The organism is Thiohalomonas denitrificans, assembly GCF_900102855.1.
Taxonomy (GTDB): Bacteria; Pseudomonadota; Gammaproteobacteria; order Thiohalomonadales; family Thiohalomonadaceae; genus Thiohalomonas; species Thiohalomonas denitrificans.
The window spans coordinates 372281-390131 of record NZ_FMWD01000003.1 but is presented as its reverse complement, the minus strand read 5'-3'; the positions used below and the strand labels follow the sequence as shown (position 1 = coordinate 390131).

11 protein-coding genes and 2 pseudogenes are annotated in these 17851 nt (G+C 59.9%); all 13 read left to right on the top strand.

The genetic code is table 11. From position 1 onward, the window contains the following. A complete protein-coding gene (locus BLP65_RS06445) occupies positions 1-1128 on the top strand; it encodes a CgeB family protein (protein WP_092994185.1) in 1128 nt (375 codons plus the stop codon). Positions 1129-1391: 263 nt separating this feature from the next. Further along, on the top strand, positions 1392-2564 hold the full coding sequence (locus BLP65_RS06440) for a CgeB family protein (protein ID WP_092994182.1): 1173 nt from the start codon (positions 1392-1394) through the stop codon (positions 2562-2564). A gap of 416 nt (positions 2565-2980) precedes the next feature. Next, complete coding sequence (locus BLP65_RS06430) at positions 2981-4126, top strand: glycosyltransferase family 4 protein (RefSeq protein ID WP_092994179.1); 1146 nt, start codon at positions 2981-2983, stop codon at positions 4124-4126. 36 nt (positions 4127-4162) lie between these two features. Further along, entirely contained in the window at positions 4163-5299 is a 1137-nt protein-coding gene (locus BLP65_RS06425) for a CgeB family protein (RefSeq protein WP_217631918.1), read from the top strand. 94 nt (positions 5300-5393) lie between these two features. Then, positions 5394-6608: pseudogene (locus BLP65_RS06415) on the top strand (cation:proton antiporter). Between the two features lie 236 nt (positions 6609-6844). Beyond that, entirely contained in the window at positions 6845-7966 is a 1122-nt protein-coding gene (locus BLP65_RS06410; RefSeq protein ID WP_092994170.1) for a CFI-box-CTERM domain-containing protein, read from the top strand. A gap of 165 nt (positions 7967-8131) precedes the next feature. Next, the gene (locus BLP65_RS06405) at positions 8132-9064 is read left to right on the top strand and encodes a 1-phosphofructokinase family hexose kinase (RefSeq protein WP_092994167.1); all 933 of its coding nucleotides are present in this window, start codon (positions 8132-8134) and stop codon (positions 9062-9064) included. A 39-nt stretch (positions 9065-9103) separates the two neighbouring features. Continuing rightward, a pseudogene (locus BLP65_RS06400) lies at positions 9104-10089 on the top strand (type I glyceraldehyde-3-phosphate dehydrogenase). Positions 10090-10490: 401 nt separating this feature from the next. Next, positions 10491-11249: an HAD family hydrolase gene (locus BLP65_RS06395; RefSeq protein ID WP_092994164.1), complete on the top strand. Its 759-nt coding sequence runs from the start codon at positions 10491-10493 to the stop codon at positions 11247-11249. Positions 11250-11255: 6 nt separating this feature from the next. Beyond that, the gene (otsB, locus tag BLP65_RS06390) at positions 11256-12029 is read left to right on the top strand and encodes a trehalose-phosphatase (RefSeq protein WP_092994161.1); all 774 of its coding nucleotides are present in this window, start codon (positions 11256-11258) and stop codon (positions 12027-12029) included. A 15-nt stretch (positions 12030-12044) separates the two neighbouring features. Beyond that, the gene (locus BLP65_RS06385; RefSeq protein WP_092994158.1) at positions 12045-14774 is read left to right on the top strand and encodes a cation-translocating P-type ATPase; all 2730 of its coding nucleotides are present in this window, start codon (positions 12045-12047) and stop codon (positions 14772-14774) included. A gap of 25 nt (positions 14775-14799) precedes the next feature. Next, positions 14800-17208, top strand: a complete 2409-nt coding sequence (locus tag BLP65_RS06380; RefSeq protein ID WP_092994155.1) for a glycoside hydrolase family 65 protein — start codon at positions 14800-14802, stop codon at positions 17206-17208. A 90-nt stretch (positions 17209-17298) separates the two neighbouring features. Further along, on the top strand, positions 17299-17835 hold the full coding sequence (locus BLP65_RS06375) for a VIT1/CCC1 transporter family protein (protein WP_092994386.1): 537 nt from the start codon (positions 17299-17301) through the stop codon (positions 17833-17835). Positions 17836-17851: the final 16 nt, after the last annotated feature.

The following is a 17851-nucleotide window of genomic DNA, read 5'->3' as shown; positions in this document are numbered from 1 at the left end:
ATGCGCATCGCGTTGTTCTATCACTCGATCCGTTCCGACTGGAATCACGGCAACGCCCATTTTTTACGGGGCGTGGCCTCGGAGCTGATCGCGCAAGGGCATACGGTGCAAACCTTCGAACCCGAAGACGCCTGGAGTGTGGCCAATTTGCTGCAGGATGCAGGGCCGGATGCCCTCGCCGCGTTTTCGCGCATATACCCCAACCTGGAACCACGACTCTACCGGCCGGAGGTACTGGACCTCGAGCAGGAGCTGGATGGTTTTGACCTGGTCATCGTGCACGAATGGAATGAACACGATCTGGTGGCCCGCATCGGTGAACATCGGGCGCGCAACGGTGGCTATCGGCTGCTTTTCCACGACACGCACCACCGTTCCCTGACCAGACACGCGGACATCGCCCGGTATGATCTTCGCCACTACGATGGTGTGCTGGCATTCGGTGAGGTGATTCGCGACCGTTATCTCGAGCACGGCTGGTGCGAGAGGGCCTGGACATGGCATGAGGCGGCGGATACCAGGGTCTTTCGACCCCTGGTCAATGAGCCACTGGAAGGTGACCTGGTGTGGGTCGGCAACTGGGGAGACGACGAGCGCACATCGGAACTGGCAGAGTTTCTTTTCGAACCGGCGTCCGACCTGGGTCTTCGTACCCGTATCCATGGCGTTCGCTACCCACGAACAGCACTGGAACAACTGGATGCCTGCGGCATCGATTATGGCGGCTGGCTCGCCAACTTCGATGTCCCTCGGGCTTTCGCGCGCAACAAGGTTACGGTGCATATCCCACGGCGGCCTTACGTGGAGTCATTGCCGGGCATCCCCACTATCCGCCCGTTCGAGGCCATGGCGTGCGGCATACCTCTGGTGACCTCGCCCTGGGAAGACAGCGAAGGCCTGTTTCATGCCGGTTCGGATTATCTGGTGGCAAGCAGCGGCGATAAAATGCGCCGTCACCTCCGCGACCTGATCCACGACCCCGCCATGGCCTCGGAACTCGGCATGCAGGGGCACCGGACCCTGCTCGAACGTCATACCTGTGCCCATCGCGTCGATGAATTGCTGCATATCTGCCGCGAACTGGGCATGACCGATGTCTTTCGCAACCAGTGTGCTGCTTCATGCTAAATAGCGCTTTCAGCGAGTCACTGGCCGGCCACATGCAAGGCGCGCTTGCGCAGGAATGGCGGGCCCCTTTCAAGCAAGCGCAACGCCGCAGATGGCCGGCCAGCGGCTCGCCCAGGGGGAGCCCCCCGAAAACGCCATTACGGCGTTGCAGCGCTTGACAAGGGAAAAACCATTGCCTGCGCGCTGCGCCTTGTCCTGGCGCTTTCGGAGGGCTCTGAAAGCGCTATTTAGCATGAAGCAGTACACCAAGGGGAAACAAAATCATGAAAGTCGGACTCGATATCGCCTTTTTCGGCTCCAGTCTGGTCTCGGCCTACTGGAACGGGGCCGCCACCTATTACCGCGGGATTATCCATGCCCTTGCACGGCGAGGACACCGGGTTACGTTCTATGAGCCGGACGCCTACGACCGGCAGATACACCGCGACATTGCCGATCCGGACTGGGCACGGGTGTTCGTTTACAAACCAACCGAAGAGGGTGCATGGCAGGCGCTCGCCGACGGCTCGAACGCCGACGTCATCGTCAAGGCAAGCGGCGTCGGTGTCTTCGATGAACTGCTCGAGGCCGCGGTACCGCAGATCAAACGCGCCGATGCGGTCAGCATCTATTGGGATGTGGACGCCCCCGCCACTCTTGGTCGCATTGCCGCCGATGCGGGCGACCCGATGCGCAACCTGATCCCCGAGTACGATCTCGTGCTGACTTACGGTGGCGGTCAACCGGTCATCGATGCCTTCCTTGAGCTTGGGGCTCGTGAATGCATACCGGTTTACAATGCCGTCGATCCCGAAACACACCACCCGGTCGAGCCCGATCCAAGGTTTGACGCCGACCTGGGCTTTCTTGGTAACCGTCTTCCGGACCGGGAGACGCGGGTCGAACGGTTTTTTCTGGAAACAGCCGCCCTGCGCCCTGACCTGCATTTCCTGCTGGGCGGTAACGGCTGGCAGGACAAGCCCATGCCCGGCAACGTCGACTATCTCGGACACATCTATACCCGGGACCACAACACCTTCAACTGCACACCTCGCGCAGTACTCAACGTGAACCGCGACAGCATGGCGAAAAACGGTTGGTCACCGGCGACCCGCATCTTCGAGGCTGCCGGGGCCGGTGCCTGCCTCATTTCCGACTGGTGGCTCGGGATTGAGGATTTCCTGGAGCCGGAGCGGGAGGTGCTGGTGGCCCACAGTGCCGAAGATGTTGCGGCTCATCTGGACGGTCTCACCCGTAAACGGGCTCGAGCCATGGGTGAGGCTGCACGTCGCCGGGTACTGGCGGAGCACACCTATTCGCGGCGTGCTGAACAGGTGGAAAGCATTCTGGAAGGATTTGATGCTGCCCGGACGGCTGAACTCGCCGCCCGGACAACCACGGTGTCAACAAGCGGAACGGAACACGTCAGTGGATCGAATTTCGGTCCACCAGCTTGAAGAATCGGCTGGTTTCACCGTTGGCGGTTTTGTCCTGATAGACAAAGGCGAGGTTCTTTTCTGAACTCATCCCAGGATGTGGGCGAAAGACTCTGTTCTCCACTGTAACCCGGAAAATCGATGCGAATGATTCCCGGGTCGCCGGCGGAGGCCGTAGCCTGAACAAAGGCGGGGTGACCACCGCGCGATTCGGCCCAACGCTGAATCACTTCGTGATTGGTCGTCACGTGGTTTTCTCCGGGCATGGCACACCTCCGTTGAAGCGGATGGAGATCCAGAGTCTAGGCGGGTCCGGGACCGGAACCCATCGTTAACAATACGGAAACTTCCGGAGTACGAATGTCGAACAACCCCACTCACCCGGACTTCGGCCCACCAGCCCTGTCACAGAACGGCAGCAGCGCGGGAGCTGATTGATGGTGCCGAATGGGCTTCGCATACTGATGACCAGCGACACCGTCGGGGGAGTCTGGACCTATTCAGTGGATCTCGCGGAGAGTCTGTGCAAGGCCGGAGCGGAAGTAGCCCTTGCCACCATGGGGGCGCCGCTTTCCGGGCCGCAGTGGCAGCAGGTCAAGGGTATTCCTCGCCTGCAGATATACGAAAGCCTTTATCGACTGGAATGGATGGACGATCCCTGGGGCGATGTTGCTGCGGCCGGTCGCTGGCTGAAAACCGTTCAACAACGCTTTCGTCCCGACATCGTCCATCTCAACGGGTATGCTCACGCCTCGCTCGACTGGCAGGTTCCCTGCATAGTTGTCGGCCACTCCTGCGTATTATCATGGTGGCAGGCAGTTCACGGCGAGCCTCCACCCCGGCGGTTCGAACCGTACTACCGTGCGGTACGGCACGGCCTGGGCTCAGCCGACAGGGTGGTTGCACCAACGCGCGCCATGCGCAATGCCCTGCAAACCCACTACGGTCCACTGCCCGGTACTTGCGTCATCCACAACGGACATAATCCGGCCCTTTTCCGTTCGGGCCGAAAACGGCACGTTGCACTGTCCGTCGGACGCCTCTGGGATGAAGCCAAGAATGTCGGGGCCGTTGCCAGGGCCGCGGAAAAACTCCACTGGCCACTCCGCGTTGCTGGTGAAAGCCGCCACCCGAACGGTTCGCACACCCGTTTGCCCAATGTCGAGTTCCTGGGACACTTGTCACCCGAACGCCTTCGTCCTTTCTATTCCGAGTCCGCGGTCTATGCTTTTCCGGCGCGCTACGAACCTTTCGGGCTGTCGGTACTGGAGGCGGCCCTCTCCGGCTGTGCACTGCTGCTGGGGGATATCGCCAGCCAGCGCGAATTGTGGGATGGCGCCGCGCTATTCGTTCGGCCGGATGATAAGGAGGCCATCCAACAGGGATTTTTCCAGCTTACACGGGATGGTGCCCTGCGCAGTCGACTGGCTACCGCGTCTCGAAAACGGGCACGCCGTTACTCACTGGAAGCCACCACCGCCGCTTACGCCAATCTCTATACCGAACTGCTCGGCTCCCGTAGCCGGGAGCAAACCGATCTTTCGGCCTGTGAGAGTCCGCAAACCGGTGGGTCCCGTCGGTAAATGGCAGGGCCCACACAACTGAAAAGGAAAACATTCATGAACGACCCGATGCGCATCGTATTCCTCGGCCTGTCACTCACCTCCTCCTGGGGAAACGGGCACGCCACGACCTATCGGGGCCTTATCCGTGAATTGGACGCCCGGGGCCACGATATCCTTTTCCTGGAGCGAAACGCACCCTGGTACGCCTCGAACCGGGATATGCCGGAACCTCCCTATGCGCGAGTTATTCTTTACGAGAATGTCGCGGATCTGAAAAAGCGATGCGAAGAAGCGGTTGCGGAAGCCGACCTGGTCATTGTCGGCTCCTATGTGCCCGATGGCGTCGAAGTGGGTCGATGGGTGCAGGAAAAGGCACAGGGTGTCACGGCTTTCTACGATATCGACACACCGGTAACTTTGGGAAAGCTCGAGCGCAATGAGTGGGAGTACATTTCTCCCGACCTGATCCCCGAATACGATCTTTACCTCTCCTTCACGGGCGGCCCTACACTGAGGCGCCTCGAAAGAGAGTACGGTGCCCCTCGAGCCCTGCCCCTGTATTGCTCGGTCGACCCGGAAATCTATTATCCCGCCACCATGGCACCGGCCTGGGACCTCGGTTATCTGGGCACCTATGCCGCCGATCGACAGCCCACGCTTGAACGTCTGCTCATCGAGCCGGCGCGGCGCTGGCCGTCGGGACGTTTCGTGGTGGCGGGCCCGATGTACCCGGATAAAGTCCGCTGGAGCGACAATATCACCCGCATCGAACACCTGCCCCCGGCCGAACACCGGCGGTTCTACAATAATCAGCGCGTGACCCTGAATGTCACCCGGGCCGACATGGTGCAGCTTGGTTATTCGCCCAGTGTTCGACTATTCGAAGCTGCCGCTTGCGGCATTCCCATCATCAGCGACTACTGGGAAGGCATCGATGAGCTGTTCGATCTCGGACCCGAACTGCTGATTGCCGACACCCCGGTAGAGGTACTGGACATCCTCGAAAAAATCGATCCCGAGGAGCTGCAAACCATCGGCCGTCGCGGACGCAATCGCATCCTTACCCAGCATACTGCCGCCCACCGTGCCGCCGAACTGGAAACCTACGTGGAGCCCCTGATTTCCAGCAGAGGATTGATTGCTCCGGAGCGCAATACAACCGCCGCACAACCCGGAGCAAAGCCGGTATAGATTGCCAGCAGTCTCTCAGCAAACAACTTTCGGGGGACGTCACTTTCTCACGAGCTTTCTCACCGTCCGAAAGCATCCGCATGAGAGTCTCAACATGGAAACAACGCCAGCACTATGGCTGACCCTGATCGGCTTGGCGATTGTGTGCGTCGCGCTGGTCAATGGACTGCTTCGGAAGTTGCGGCTACCGGCGCTGGTAGGTTACATCCTGATCGGCTTCACCATACGCGTGGTCGACCAGCGCTGGCCGCTGCTATCTCCGCCGGTGGAGCACGCGTTCTCTCTACTCGCCAGCATCGGGATTGTCACCCTGCTGTTTCGGGTCGGTCTGGATAGCAATCCCCGCAAGCTGATGCGCGAACTCCCGCTGGCAAGCATCATCGGCATCGGCAACCTTGCGGTTTCAGGCCTGGTGGGCTTCTAGGCGGCCCGCCTGTGGCTGCGTTTCGAGCTTGTCCCTTCACTGGTCGCGGCTGCGGCCCTCGTTGCCACCAGTGTGGGAGTGTCATTGGGAATATGGCGTGAGGCGGGCACACTCGACACGACTCACGGCCGCCTTTTGCTAGACATTGCCGAGCTCGACGATATCGTCGGCATCATCCTCATGGGCCTGTTGCTTTCCGTCCTTCCCATTCTATTGGGCAACACCAACAACGGTGATCTTTGGGGCACCGTCGGCAGCGGCGCCCTGCTGTTCTTTATCAAGTTCTTTCTGTTCGCGGTCGGATGTCTGCTGTTCGCACGATATCTGGAGAAACGCCTTACCAGCTGGAGTGCACGGTTCGAGCCGGACACCGGCCTGATGCTTCTGGTACTGGGATTCGGATTCGTGATCGCCGCCGTCGCCGGCTGGCTCGGTTTCTCCCTGGCCATCGGCGCCCTCTTTGCCGGACTGGTCTTCAGCCGCGATCCGAAAGCTATCCAGACCGAGGCCTCCTTCAACGACCTTTATACTTTCTTTTCACCGTTTTTCTTCATCGGTATCGGCCTGGACATTAATCCGGCCGCGTTAACTGGAGGGCTGCAGCTGGGATTGGTGCTGTTGCTCGCAGCTATCGCCGGCAAACTATTGGGTGCCGGTCTACTGGCGTGGCCGTTTCTTTCAGGCACTGGGGCGATACTCATCGGCATCAGTATGGTACCGCGAGCGGAGATCGCGATGGTGATCATGCACCACGGAAAAGCGATAGGCCCCGAGGTGGTGCCGGATTCGCTGTATGCCGGCATGGTACTGGTCACTGCTGCCACATCGCTCCTCGCTCCACTGGCACTACGGCCGTTGATCGGCCGTTGGCGCCGACATCTTTGATACAAAAGTGGATATCGCCACTATTCGCACGTTGTTCTACGTTTATCGGACAGGATGCAGCAATATCAATGGATTTCTGGCCGGCAAAGCGCGCAACCTCGTTGAAAAGCAGACAGTCTGTTGATGAGCAAAGGTACGGGCTGAATCGACCAACCGACGATCAAGCGGTCGGCCATCTGCACTGTTGCTCGGTGCTTCCAAACACGTTTCAGTAATTGATTAGCCAGGGAAAGGCGATGAAAACCACCACGCAAGCTGCTCTCGTTGGCATCATAAGTCTGGGTCCCGGTTTGGCGCGTGCCGAGGCGGACGTTTCCGTCACAAAAACAGCAACGCCGGAAATAGCCGTCGAGAATCGCTCCATCGACTACCGGATTGTCATCACCAACCTCGGCCCCGATGTGGCCCAACGCGTCGAACTGGTGGATGATTTGCCCGAAGAGGTCGGGTTGCTCCAGATTGACAGCCGTTGCATCGTCGAAACCCCTACCAGGCTCCGTTGCCTACTCGGAAACATCGCCGAAAACGAAAACCGCATAATAGAGATACAGACAAGGGCAGACGCGATTACCGAACTGCCGCCGGTACAGCGAATCATCACCAATCGTGCCGGCATTGAACCGCGGGAGGATGATCCGTTTTTCGATAACGATGCGGATGAAGTCGACGTTGTTGTCGTGCCGGAGGAGGACGCTGCCGATCTGAGTCTGAATCTCAGTAGCCGTATCATCGACAACGGCGACGTTCAATTCACGTTGGAGGTATTCAACAACAGCGCGCTTGGTGTCGATAACGTGACCACGATTTTTCGAATGGATGAACTGGCGCTTTCGGAACTTTCTGAAATCAGTTCCACCCGGGGCAGTTGCCTGACGCCACGGGATACCTGTATCGGTGAAGAGTGCGAGGGGATCGAGAATGAACCGATCGAGGTGATTTGCAACCTGGGTACACTGACCGCGACCGCAACCGAACGCGCCTTCATCACCGTTTTCAGGCAGAGCTCCGAATCCTTGAGCGCCACCGCCGAGGTAAGTGGAGACCGTGCCGACCCCAACCTCGACAACAATAGCGATACCGAGATCACCGACCGGACTGGCATCACTATCGCCCTGGACCAAATCAGCGGCGGGTGTATCGCCTCCAGGCTGGCGGCCGGGCGACCAATTGAGCGGGACCTGAACCATTTACGCCGTGCTCGTGATCGCATGAAGCGCTTCGCCTGGGGACGCCGCTTTGTTGCTGCCTATTATCATTCCAGTCCGGCACTGTCGCGCTATATCGGTCGGCACCCTCACCTGGCGGTGTTTGCCCGTATTCTACTCAAACCGGTTATCTTCATTGCACGCCGCCTCTGAACCCGCTCTTGTGCATGGAAAGTTTCCCGACGTAGGAGCGAAGTGACGCTCTCTACCGTCCTTTAACTTTGTCGTCTACGGTTGTCTGCAGGGGAGCGGTGAGAGTCACGCATTCGACTCATATACGACCGGCAATCCAGTGCTCGTCTGAACAGGGGGCATTCCGTGAGTGCGATCGTCACAGTGACCATGAATCCCGCCGTTGATCTCTCCGGGACCGCCGAACGGCTGCTGGTAGGCCACAAAACCCGCTGCGGGACGCAAGTCCGCGAGCCAGGCGGAGGCGGCATCAATGTGGCCGGAGGCATCCATGCACTCGGAGGCGATGCCCTGGCGTTATACGCTGCCGGCGGTCCGAACGGGAACGAACTGGAACGGCTGTTGAAAGACCGCGGACTAAAACAGCAACGCATCGCCATCGAGGGCGATACACGAAACGATTTGGCAATACAGGAAAAGGCCACCGGTAAGCTGTTTCACTTTGTCTTTTCCGGCCCGTCGCTCTCTGAGAGGGAGTGGCAACACTGTCTGGAATCCGTCAACACGGTCGAGCCGGTGCCGGATTACCTGGTGCTGAGCGGAAGCCTCCCCCCGGGCGTGCCGGCGGACTTCTATGCCTATGCCGCACGCGCCGCGACCGAGCGTGGCACTCGGGTGATACTGGACAGCTCCGGGCCCGCCCTGCGCCCTACCCTGGAAGCGGGGGTCTTTCTGGTCAAGCCGAACCGCAAGGAGTTCGGCCAGTTCGGAGTCCCCGAAGACGCCGGCCATGAGATCTATCTGGATGCCATGCAGGAGATGGTGAACGATGGCCTCGCCCAAGTCGTGATCGTCACCCTGGGGTCTGACGGGGCCCTGCTGGTCAGCCGCGCCGGGGACCGCCTGCATCTACGCCCTCCACCGGTCGAAGGCATCAGTCCGGTTGGGGCTGGAGACAGTTTCGTTGCCGTACTTACCCATCAGCTGGCCCGTGGCAATAGCCTGGTCGAGGCATTCCGATACGGCATTGCCGCTGCCGCCGCCGCAGTCTTGACTCCCGGTACGCAACTGTACAGTTCCGATGCCATAGAACAGATGTATCGCCGCATGATCGAGTGAATTTGATCGGTTGCTCATTCAATACAAGGAGATCTCGTCATGGCTAATGTGGCAATCAACGGACTGGGGCGCATCGGACGCGCCACCCTGAAGCTCATCATGGACAATCCTGATCTGGAGCTGGTCGCAGTCAACGATCTGGGACAACCCGAGCAACTCGCCTACCTGTTGCGCTACGACACTGCCTATGGCCGCTACCCAAAGGAGGTCGCCAGCCGCGAAGATGAATTGGTGATCGAGGGCCACACTATTCGGGTATTCAATCAGAAAGATCCCGAACAGCTGCCCTGGGGTGATCTGGGGATCGACATCGTGTTCGAATGCACCGGTGTCTTCACCAACCGCGAAGGTACGGAAAAGCATCTCAAGGCGGGAGCCAAAAAGGCAATCCTTTCGGCCCCGGTTAAAGGCGGGGAGATGCAATTCGTGGTACCGGGTGTCAATGAATCCAGCGAAGATGTTTTCTCCACGGCGAGTTGCACCACCAACTGCATTACTCCGGTTATGGAGATCATGGGGCGGCGTATCGGTATCAAAAAGGCAATCCTCAATACCATACACGCCTACACCAGCTCACAATCCATCGTCGATGGCCCCTCCAAAAAGCTCGAGCGGGGCCGGGCCGGGGCCGCCAATCTGGTACCTACCAGCACCGGCGCGGCGAAGGCCACGACCAAGGTTCTGACCCAGTTTGAGGGCAAATTCGACGGGCTCGCAGTACGCGCACCGATCGTGGTCGGTTCGGTAGCCGATATCACCTTCATTGCCGAACGCGAGACCAGTGTCGATGAGGTCAACAACATCTTCCGTGAGGAAACATCTCCGATCGCTACAACTATGTGCTTGGACTGGCGGACGAACCCATAGTCTCTTCCGACATCATTCAGGATCCGCACGCCGCGATTGTCGACCTGCGGATGACCCGGGTAGTGGATGGTGACCTGGTCAAGGTGCTGGCCTGGTACGACAACGAGTGGGGCTACGCCGGGCAAATGGTGCGTGAGGCGGCGCGGCTCGCACGCTGAGGTGCCCTGCCCATTATCCATAAGTCGCCCCTCAGCGAGTCACTGGCCGGCCAGACCGCTCCTGCGCATCCTGCGCCCGCGGCATTCGTGCATCCATGCACATCATGCAAGGCGCGCCCTCACAGGAAGGGTTGTTCCCTTTGACGCGCAGGGATGCGCTAATGCCGCGAGGGCAAGGATGCCCAGGAGCGGTCAAGAGGGCGCAACGCCGCAGATGGCCGGCCAGCGGCTCGCCCGAAGGGAACCCCGCAAATAGCCCAATGCGGGGTTGCGCCCCTTGAAAAGGGCCGGGCCATTATGGCCAGGACGGCCGGTATGCGGCGGGAGGGCAGGAGGCCCGGAGCCGCTCCCTGCGGCCGCGCCGTGCCTTGGGCCATTTGCGGGGTTCTGAGGGGTGACTTATGGATAATGGGCAGGGCTTGCCTACCTGCGCTGTCATATGGGATCTGGACGGGGTCATTACCCGCACGGCAGACACACACGCCCGTGCCTGGAAAGCGACATTCGACCCTTTTCTACGGGCCTGGAGCGAGCGGCATGGGCCCCAATTGGCGCCGTTCGCGCTTCCTGACGATTACCTCGAGCATGTGGACGGGAAGCCGCGCCTCGATGGAGTGCGTGATTTCCTGGCCACGCGGGGTATAGCACTACCTGAAGGATCCGGTACCGATGGCTCTCAAGACTGGACCATTCACGGACTCGGCAAGGCCAAGAACGCCCGCTTCCGGGAATTGGTCGAGAACGAGGGTGTTCAGCTCTACGACAGCACACTGGCACTCATCCGTTCTCTGCGTGGTTACGGTGTTTCACAAGCGGTAGTCTCATCCAGCAAAAACTGTCGGTATATTCTGGAGCGCTGCGATCTGCTGGATCGATTCGAGACTGTGGTGGATGGCAATGATATCGAACAGCGCGGTCTGGCCGGAAAGCCCTCACCGGATCTGTTCACCGAAGCGGCAAAGCGCCTGAAGTGCAATCCCGCCGAAGCCGTCGTGGTCGAGGATGCGGTCTCCGGAGTCAAGGCCGGCAGGGAGGGCCGTTTCGGTCTGGTTATCGGGGTCGATCGTGGCGGGAACCGGGAGATGCTTTCCACCAGCGGGGCAGATCGGGTGGTCAGCGATCTGGACGAGCTGAAAGTCGATGACCTGTTGAAACGGTGAGCCTGAATGCGGGATGCCCTGGCAAATTTCGATGCAATAGCCGCCGGTCTCGACCGCCGTCCTCCTGTGCTGTTCCTTGACTATGACGGAACCCTTACACCCATTGTCGACCACCCGGAAGCCGCCATCCTGGCACCGGCCATGCGAGACAGGCTGGAACGACTGGCGGTGCGCTTCCGGGTAGCCGTGATTTCCGGGCGCGATCTGGTCGATGTGCGAGAGCGGGTCCGTATCGAAAAGCTCATTTATGCCGGCAGCCACGGCTTCGATATCCAAAGCCCGGAGATACGCCTGGAGCAACCGCGGGCACGTGGTTATTTGCCGGCGCTGGATGCCGCCGAACGCCAATTGCACGAGGATCTGGACAAAGAACCGGGCGTTCTGATCGAGCGCAAACACTTCTCCATTGCCGTGCACTACCGTCGGGTCCCCGAAGGGGAGCAGGCGGCCATCAGAGAAAGCGTGAATGCGCTCGCCGACCACAAACACCTGCGCGTAACACACGGCAAAAAGGTGATTGAACTGCAGCCTCCGGTGGCATGGGACAAGGGCCATGCCCTGCTCTGGCTGATGGAAGCACTCGCAATCGACCCCGACGCCGTAACGCCCGTCTACCTCGGCGATGATATCACCGACGAAGACGCCTTCAAGGTGTTACCAGCGCATGGGGTAGGCATCCTGGTTGGAACGCACGAGGGTCCCAGTGTCGCCCGATACCGGCTGGCCGATCCCGGTGCAGTGGCACACTGGTTCGACCGACTGCTGGCAAATACCTACTGAACGAACCGGAGAGACATGTCCCAACCCCACGACAAAGAACAGCGTATTCCGTGGCATGCGCTTTCCGGCGAGGAGGCACTGCAGCGCGTCGACAGCAATCAGCGAGGACTGGATGACCAGGAGGCCCGCCGCCGTCTGGAGGAATACGGCCCCAATTATCTGCGTGAAAAGCATCCAAGGCCCTGGTGGCGCCGACTCCTGGATCAGTTCACTAACGTTCTCATCATCATTCTGCTCATCGCCTGGGCCATCACCTCCATGCTTGGGCAATGGGTCGATGCCGGCGCCATCTTTGCGGTGGTGATCATCAACGCCGCGATCGGTTTTTTTCAGGAGGGCAAGGCGGAGAAGGCGCTGGAGAGCATCAAGGGGATGCTGTCGCCCCAGGCCACTGTATTCCGCAACGGCCGACGCACGACGATAGCAGCCGAGGAGCTGGTTCCGGGCGACATTGTCGCTCTTTCGGCGGGCGATCGGGCGCCTGCCGATCTTCGGCTTTTGAAAGCCAAGCGGCTACGCATTCAGGAGGCTGCACTGACCGGCGAGTCCGAGGCAGTCAGCAAGCGTCCCGAACCAGTCGGCGAGAAAACCGACCTCGCCGATCGCAGTTCACTCGCCTTCGCCGGCACCATGGTAGCCGATGGCAGTGCTCGGGGAGTCGTAGTGGAGACCGGCCGGCGTACCGAAATCGGAAGGATTTCAGAGATGCTCGAGGAGGTCGAGCAGGTGCAAACGCCGCTGCTGCGCCAAATCGACCGCTTCGCCAAAGTCCTCGCAGTGGTGATTGTCGTCATCGCAACGGCGATGGCACTCTACGGTGTCCTGGTGCATGGCTATGACCTGGAGGAGATGTTCCTCGCTTCCGTCGGCCTGGCCGTCGCTGCGATCCCCCAGGGCCTGCCGGCACTGGTGACGATCACCTTTGCACTTGGCGTGCAACGCATGGCGCAGCGCAATGCGATTATTCGGCGATTGCCGGCCGTGGAGACTCTGGGTGCGGTATCAACCATCTTCTCTGACAAGACCGGCACTTTGACACGTAACGAGATGACCCTGAAGGCGGTTGTGCTCGCCGACAGTGAAATCGAAATTGACGGTGTCGGCTTCGCACCGGAGGGGGGATTTCGGCATACCGGCGAATCCGGTGAACCGGAACAAAAAGGAGAGCCAATCGATCCGGAACACAATCCCCTGCTAAGCCGGCTCTTGCACGCCGGGACACTCTGCAACGATTCCACGCTGGAGCAACGCAGCGGGGAGTGGATCATCAACGGCGACCCGACCGAAGGAGCCTTCATTGTCGCTGCCGCAAAGGCCAGCTGGGATCCGGATGCGGTACGCCGCCAGTCTGAACGCATCGATTCCATTCCTTTCGACTCGGAGCGCAAGTACATGGCCACCCTTGACCGGGAGCCCGGCGGGAAGGCCGTCATCCACGTCAAGGGAGCACCCGAGGTCGTCCTGTCCCGTTGCGAATGGCTGGCATCGCCCGAAGGCGATAGCGAGCTCGACCGCAATGCCTGGAAAGCGAAGATTCGGACCCTTTCAGAGCGCGGCTTCCGTGTCCTTGCAGTAGCGGAAAAACCGGATGAAGGACGTGACTCACTGGAGGACAAAGACGCCGAAAGCGGACTGGTGCTGCTCGGCCTGGCGGGTCTGCTTGACCCGCCGCGTGAATCCGCCATAGAGGCGGTCAAAAAATGTCGCAGTGCCGGCATTCGGGTAAAAATGGTGACCGGAGACCACGCCCTCACGGCACGCGCTATCGGCGGGCAACTGGGATTACAGCACACCGGAAGCGCCCTCACCGGTGCGGATATCGCAGACCTTTCCGACAGTGAGCTGCCACAGCGTGTCGATGAAATCGACGTCTTTGCCCGCGCGGCTCCCGAACACAAGCTGCGTCTGGTCGAGGCCATTCAATCCCGCGGTGCCGTCTGCGCCATGACCGGTGACGGGGTCAACGATGCCCCGGCTCTGAAGCGGGCCGATGTCGGGATAGCCATGGGAATTCAAGGTACCGAGGCGGCCAAAGAGGCAGCCGAAATGGTTCTGGCCGACGATAACTTCGCCACGATTGCCAATGCGGTCGAGGAAGGCCGCACCATCTATGACAATGTCAAAAAGGCCATCACCTTTCTGCTGCCCTCCAACGGCGGCGAAGCGATGTCGATCCTCGGAGCGGTGCTGTTCGCCACTGCGTTGCCAATCACACCGGTACAAATCCTCTGGGTAAACATGGTGACCGCCGTGACGCTCGGACTGGCGCTGGCCTTCGAACCGGCGGAGTCGGACGTCATGGCACGCGCCCCACGCGACCCGGCGGCGCCTATACTCGATCGGTTCCTCGGTTGGCGCGTGATTTTCGTCTCCCTGCTGTTGGTCGGCGCGGTGTTCGGTCTCTTCCTTTGGGAGACCGGACAGGGAGAGAGTGTTGAAGTGGCCCGCACCCTGGCCGTCAACATGCTGGTAGCCGGAGAGATCGTTTATCTGTTCAATGTGCGACGGCTAACGGGAAGTTCTCTTTCCCGCAAAGGGTTGCTCGGCAGCCGTGCAGCGCTTGTGGCCACGGCCCTGGTCATTGTTTTCCAACTACTATGGACCTATACCGGGCCGATGCAGTTTCTGTTCGCCAGTGCGCCTCTGGGACCTTTGCACTGGGGCATCATTTTAGCGGTGGCTCTGGCTATTTTTCTGTTTGTCGAGCTCGAAAAGGCCATCTGGCGGAAGATGCGCAAGAGATAAATCCTGAATCCAGGAGACGGTCCACGTGAACGATTGGGTATTGCAGTACAACCAATATGAACCGGACCACGAGCGTTTGCGCGAGGCACTGTGCACACTCGGAAATGGCTACTTCGCCTGCCGTGGGGCCGCGGCTGAGGCGAAATATGATGAGTACCACTATCCTGCCACTTACCTGGCCGGCGGATACAACCGTCTCACCACGCGTATCGCCGGCCACGCGATCGAAAACGAATCCCTGGTAAGGCTACCCAACTGGCTGCTGCTGGAGCTTCGACCCGAGGGAGGCGAATGGCTCTCTGCCCGAAATGCCTACGTGTATCATCAGCGTCTGGCCATGGACTCCGGCCTGCTGGTAAGGGAGATGCATTTCCGCATCGGCGATGGTGTGCTCCGTTACCAGGAGCGGCGCTTTGTGCATATCGATGAACCCCACCTGGCAGCCCAGGAAGTGACCCTCACTGCCGAAAACTGGAGTGGGCAGGTTGAAGTGGTTGCCGCCATAGAGGGCCGGGTGCGCAACGAAGGGGTGCTGCGCTACCGTGGCTTGGCCAACAAGCACCTTACCTACCTGGAACAGGTTGCCGATGCCGAAGGCGGACTGTTCCTTCAGGTACGAACGACCGATTCCCGTCTGGAGGTAGCACAGGCGGCCCGCCTGATACTGAGTGTCGATGGTAAAGCCTTGCCGGGAAAGGCAACTGCACATACGGAAAACGGGTACGCCAGGGTCAGCTTCAGTGCCCATCTGGAGAGCGGCCAAGCCCTGCGCATCGAGAAAATCACCGCCCTGTACAGTTCCCGCGATCGGGCGATCTACACGCCGGCACTCGAGGCCCGCAAAGCGGTGCGGCGTTGCCCCGGGTTCGACGCTTCGTTCGCGACTCATCAACGACTCTGGCGGCAACTCTGGAAGCACTTCGATATAGGGCTGGAGTTCGCCTCCGGCAACAGTGGCAATGACGCCCAATGTATACTGCGGCTGCACCTTTTTCACACCATCCAGACCGCTTCGCTGAACAGCATGGATCTCGACGTGGGCGTCCCCGCTCGCGGGTTCCATGGCGAGGCCTACCGCGGGCACATTTTCTGGGATGAATTGTTCGTCTTTCCCATCCTCAACCTGCGGCTACCGGAACTCACCCACTCTCTGTTGCGTTACCGTTACCGCCGACTGCCGGAGGCCCGGGCCAATGCCCGCGCGGCAGGTTTTCGCGGGGCCATGTATCCCTGGCAGAGTGGCAGCAACGGTCGCGAGGAGAGCCAGCGTCTGCATCTGAACCCCCGTTCCGGTCGCTGGGGGCCCGATCACTCGCACCTGCAACATCACGTCGGCATCGCGATCGCCTACAACATCTGGCAGTACTATCAAGTCACCCGGGACCTGGAATTCCTCTCCTTCTACGGAGCGGAAATGTTCCTGGAGATTGCCCGCTTCTGGGCCAGTATCGCTCAATGGAACCCCGCTCGGGAACGCTTTGAAATCCGCGGTGTCATGGGGCCTGACGAATATCATGAAGCCTACCCCGGTGCCGATCGGCCGGGTATCGACAACAACGCCTATACCAACATCATGGCGGCCTGGATACTGGCCAGCGCCCCGGAATTGCTCTCCCGTCTGCCTACCGAGCGCTGCGCCGAGGTCCACGAAACACTGAAACTGGGGAAGGATGAGCTGACACATTGGGATAACGTCAGCCGCAAGCTGTTCGTTCCCTTTCATGGAGATGGAATCGTCAGCCAATTCGAGGGTTACGAGCAGTTGGAGCCCTTTGACTGGGAGGGCTACCGGAAGAAGTACGGAAACATTCAGCGTCTCGATCGTATCCTCAAGGCCGAAGGGGATACGCCCAATCGGTATCAGGCCTCCAAGCAGGCCGACGTGTTGATGCTGTTCTATCTCCTCTCCCGCGAAGAACTGGAGGAACTGTTCACACGACTCGGAGTTCACTTCGATGCCAACATGCTGCGCCGAAACATTGACTACTATCTGCATCGAACGTCGCACGGGTCCACTCTGAGTCGCGTTGTCCACGGCTGGGTTCTGGCTCGTGAAGACCGGCCTCGCTCCTGGCACCTGTTCAACGAGGCACTGCAGAGTGACATATCGGATGTGCAGGGGGGCACCACCCCTGAAGGCATCCACCTGGGGGCCATGGCGGGAACTGTCGATATGGTGCAGCGCTGCTATACCGGGCTGGTCACTCGCGAGGATGTACTGTGGCTCAACCCGACCCTGCCTCGTGAGGTGGCCAGCATTCGCCTGTCTCTGCGCTATAGAGGCCACTATCTGGATCTGAAGATCTCGAGGGAAGGGGTCGAGATACATTCCGGGCCATCCCGTGCCGCACCGATTTCAGTCGGCGTGGAAGGACGGATGGAAGCTATACGGCCGGATGAACGACACTATTTCCCGGTGCAAATGCGGCGATAGCCCATCATTCCACAGCCGCTCATTGGCGACTATTCCTATAGGCATCCCGGAAACACTCGTTTCGGGACTTCAAATAATGGGATGGAGTCCATGAGCAATCCGCAACCGTCACTGAATCGTTCCGGGCGTTATATCAAAGACATGGTCTACGGCGCCAATGATGGCATTATCACCACTTTCGCCGTCGTCGCGGGGGTCACCGGAGGGCAGCTGTCTCTAAATGCAGTGCTCACCATTGGACTGGCTTCACTGTTTGCAGACGGATTTTCCATGGCCGCATCGGACTTCCTCGGCAGCCGGTCGGAACAGCACGCACGCGAAGCCCAGGGGGCGATGCTGGAGGAAAACCGAAGCGCCCTTACTGGAGCTGCGCTTACCTTCACGGCATTCTTGCTGGCCGGCGCCGTGCCCCTGCTCCCCTATCTATTGGCTCATCGCGATTCGCCACTGTTCTTTTATGCTGCACTGGCTACTGCCGCCGCCCTGGCCGGGGTCGGTGCGCTGCGCGCCCTGGTGACAAAACGCTCCCTGACCTGGTCTGCACTGGAAATGCTGGCGATTGGCGGCTTTGCAGCCGTACTCGCGTATGCTGTGGGTTATCAGATCAATGCCCTGATCGCCGTGTAAGCCAGTCAGCCCATTC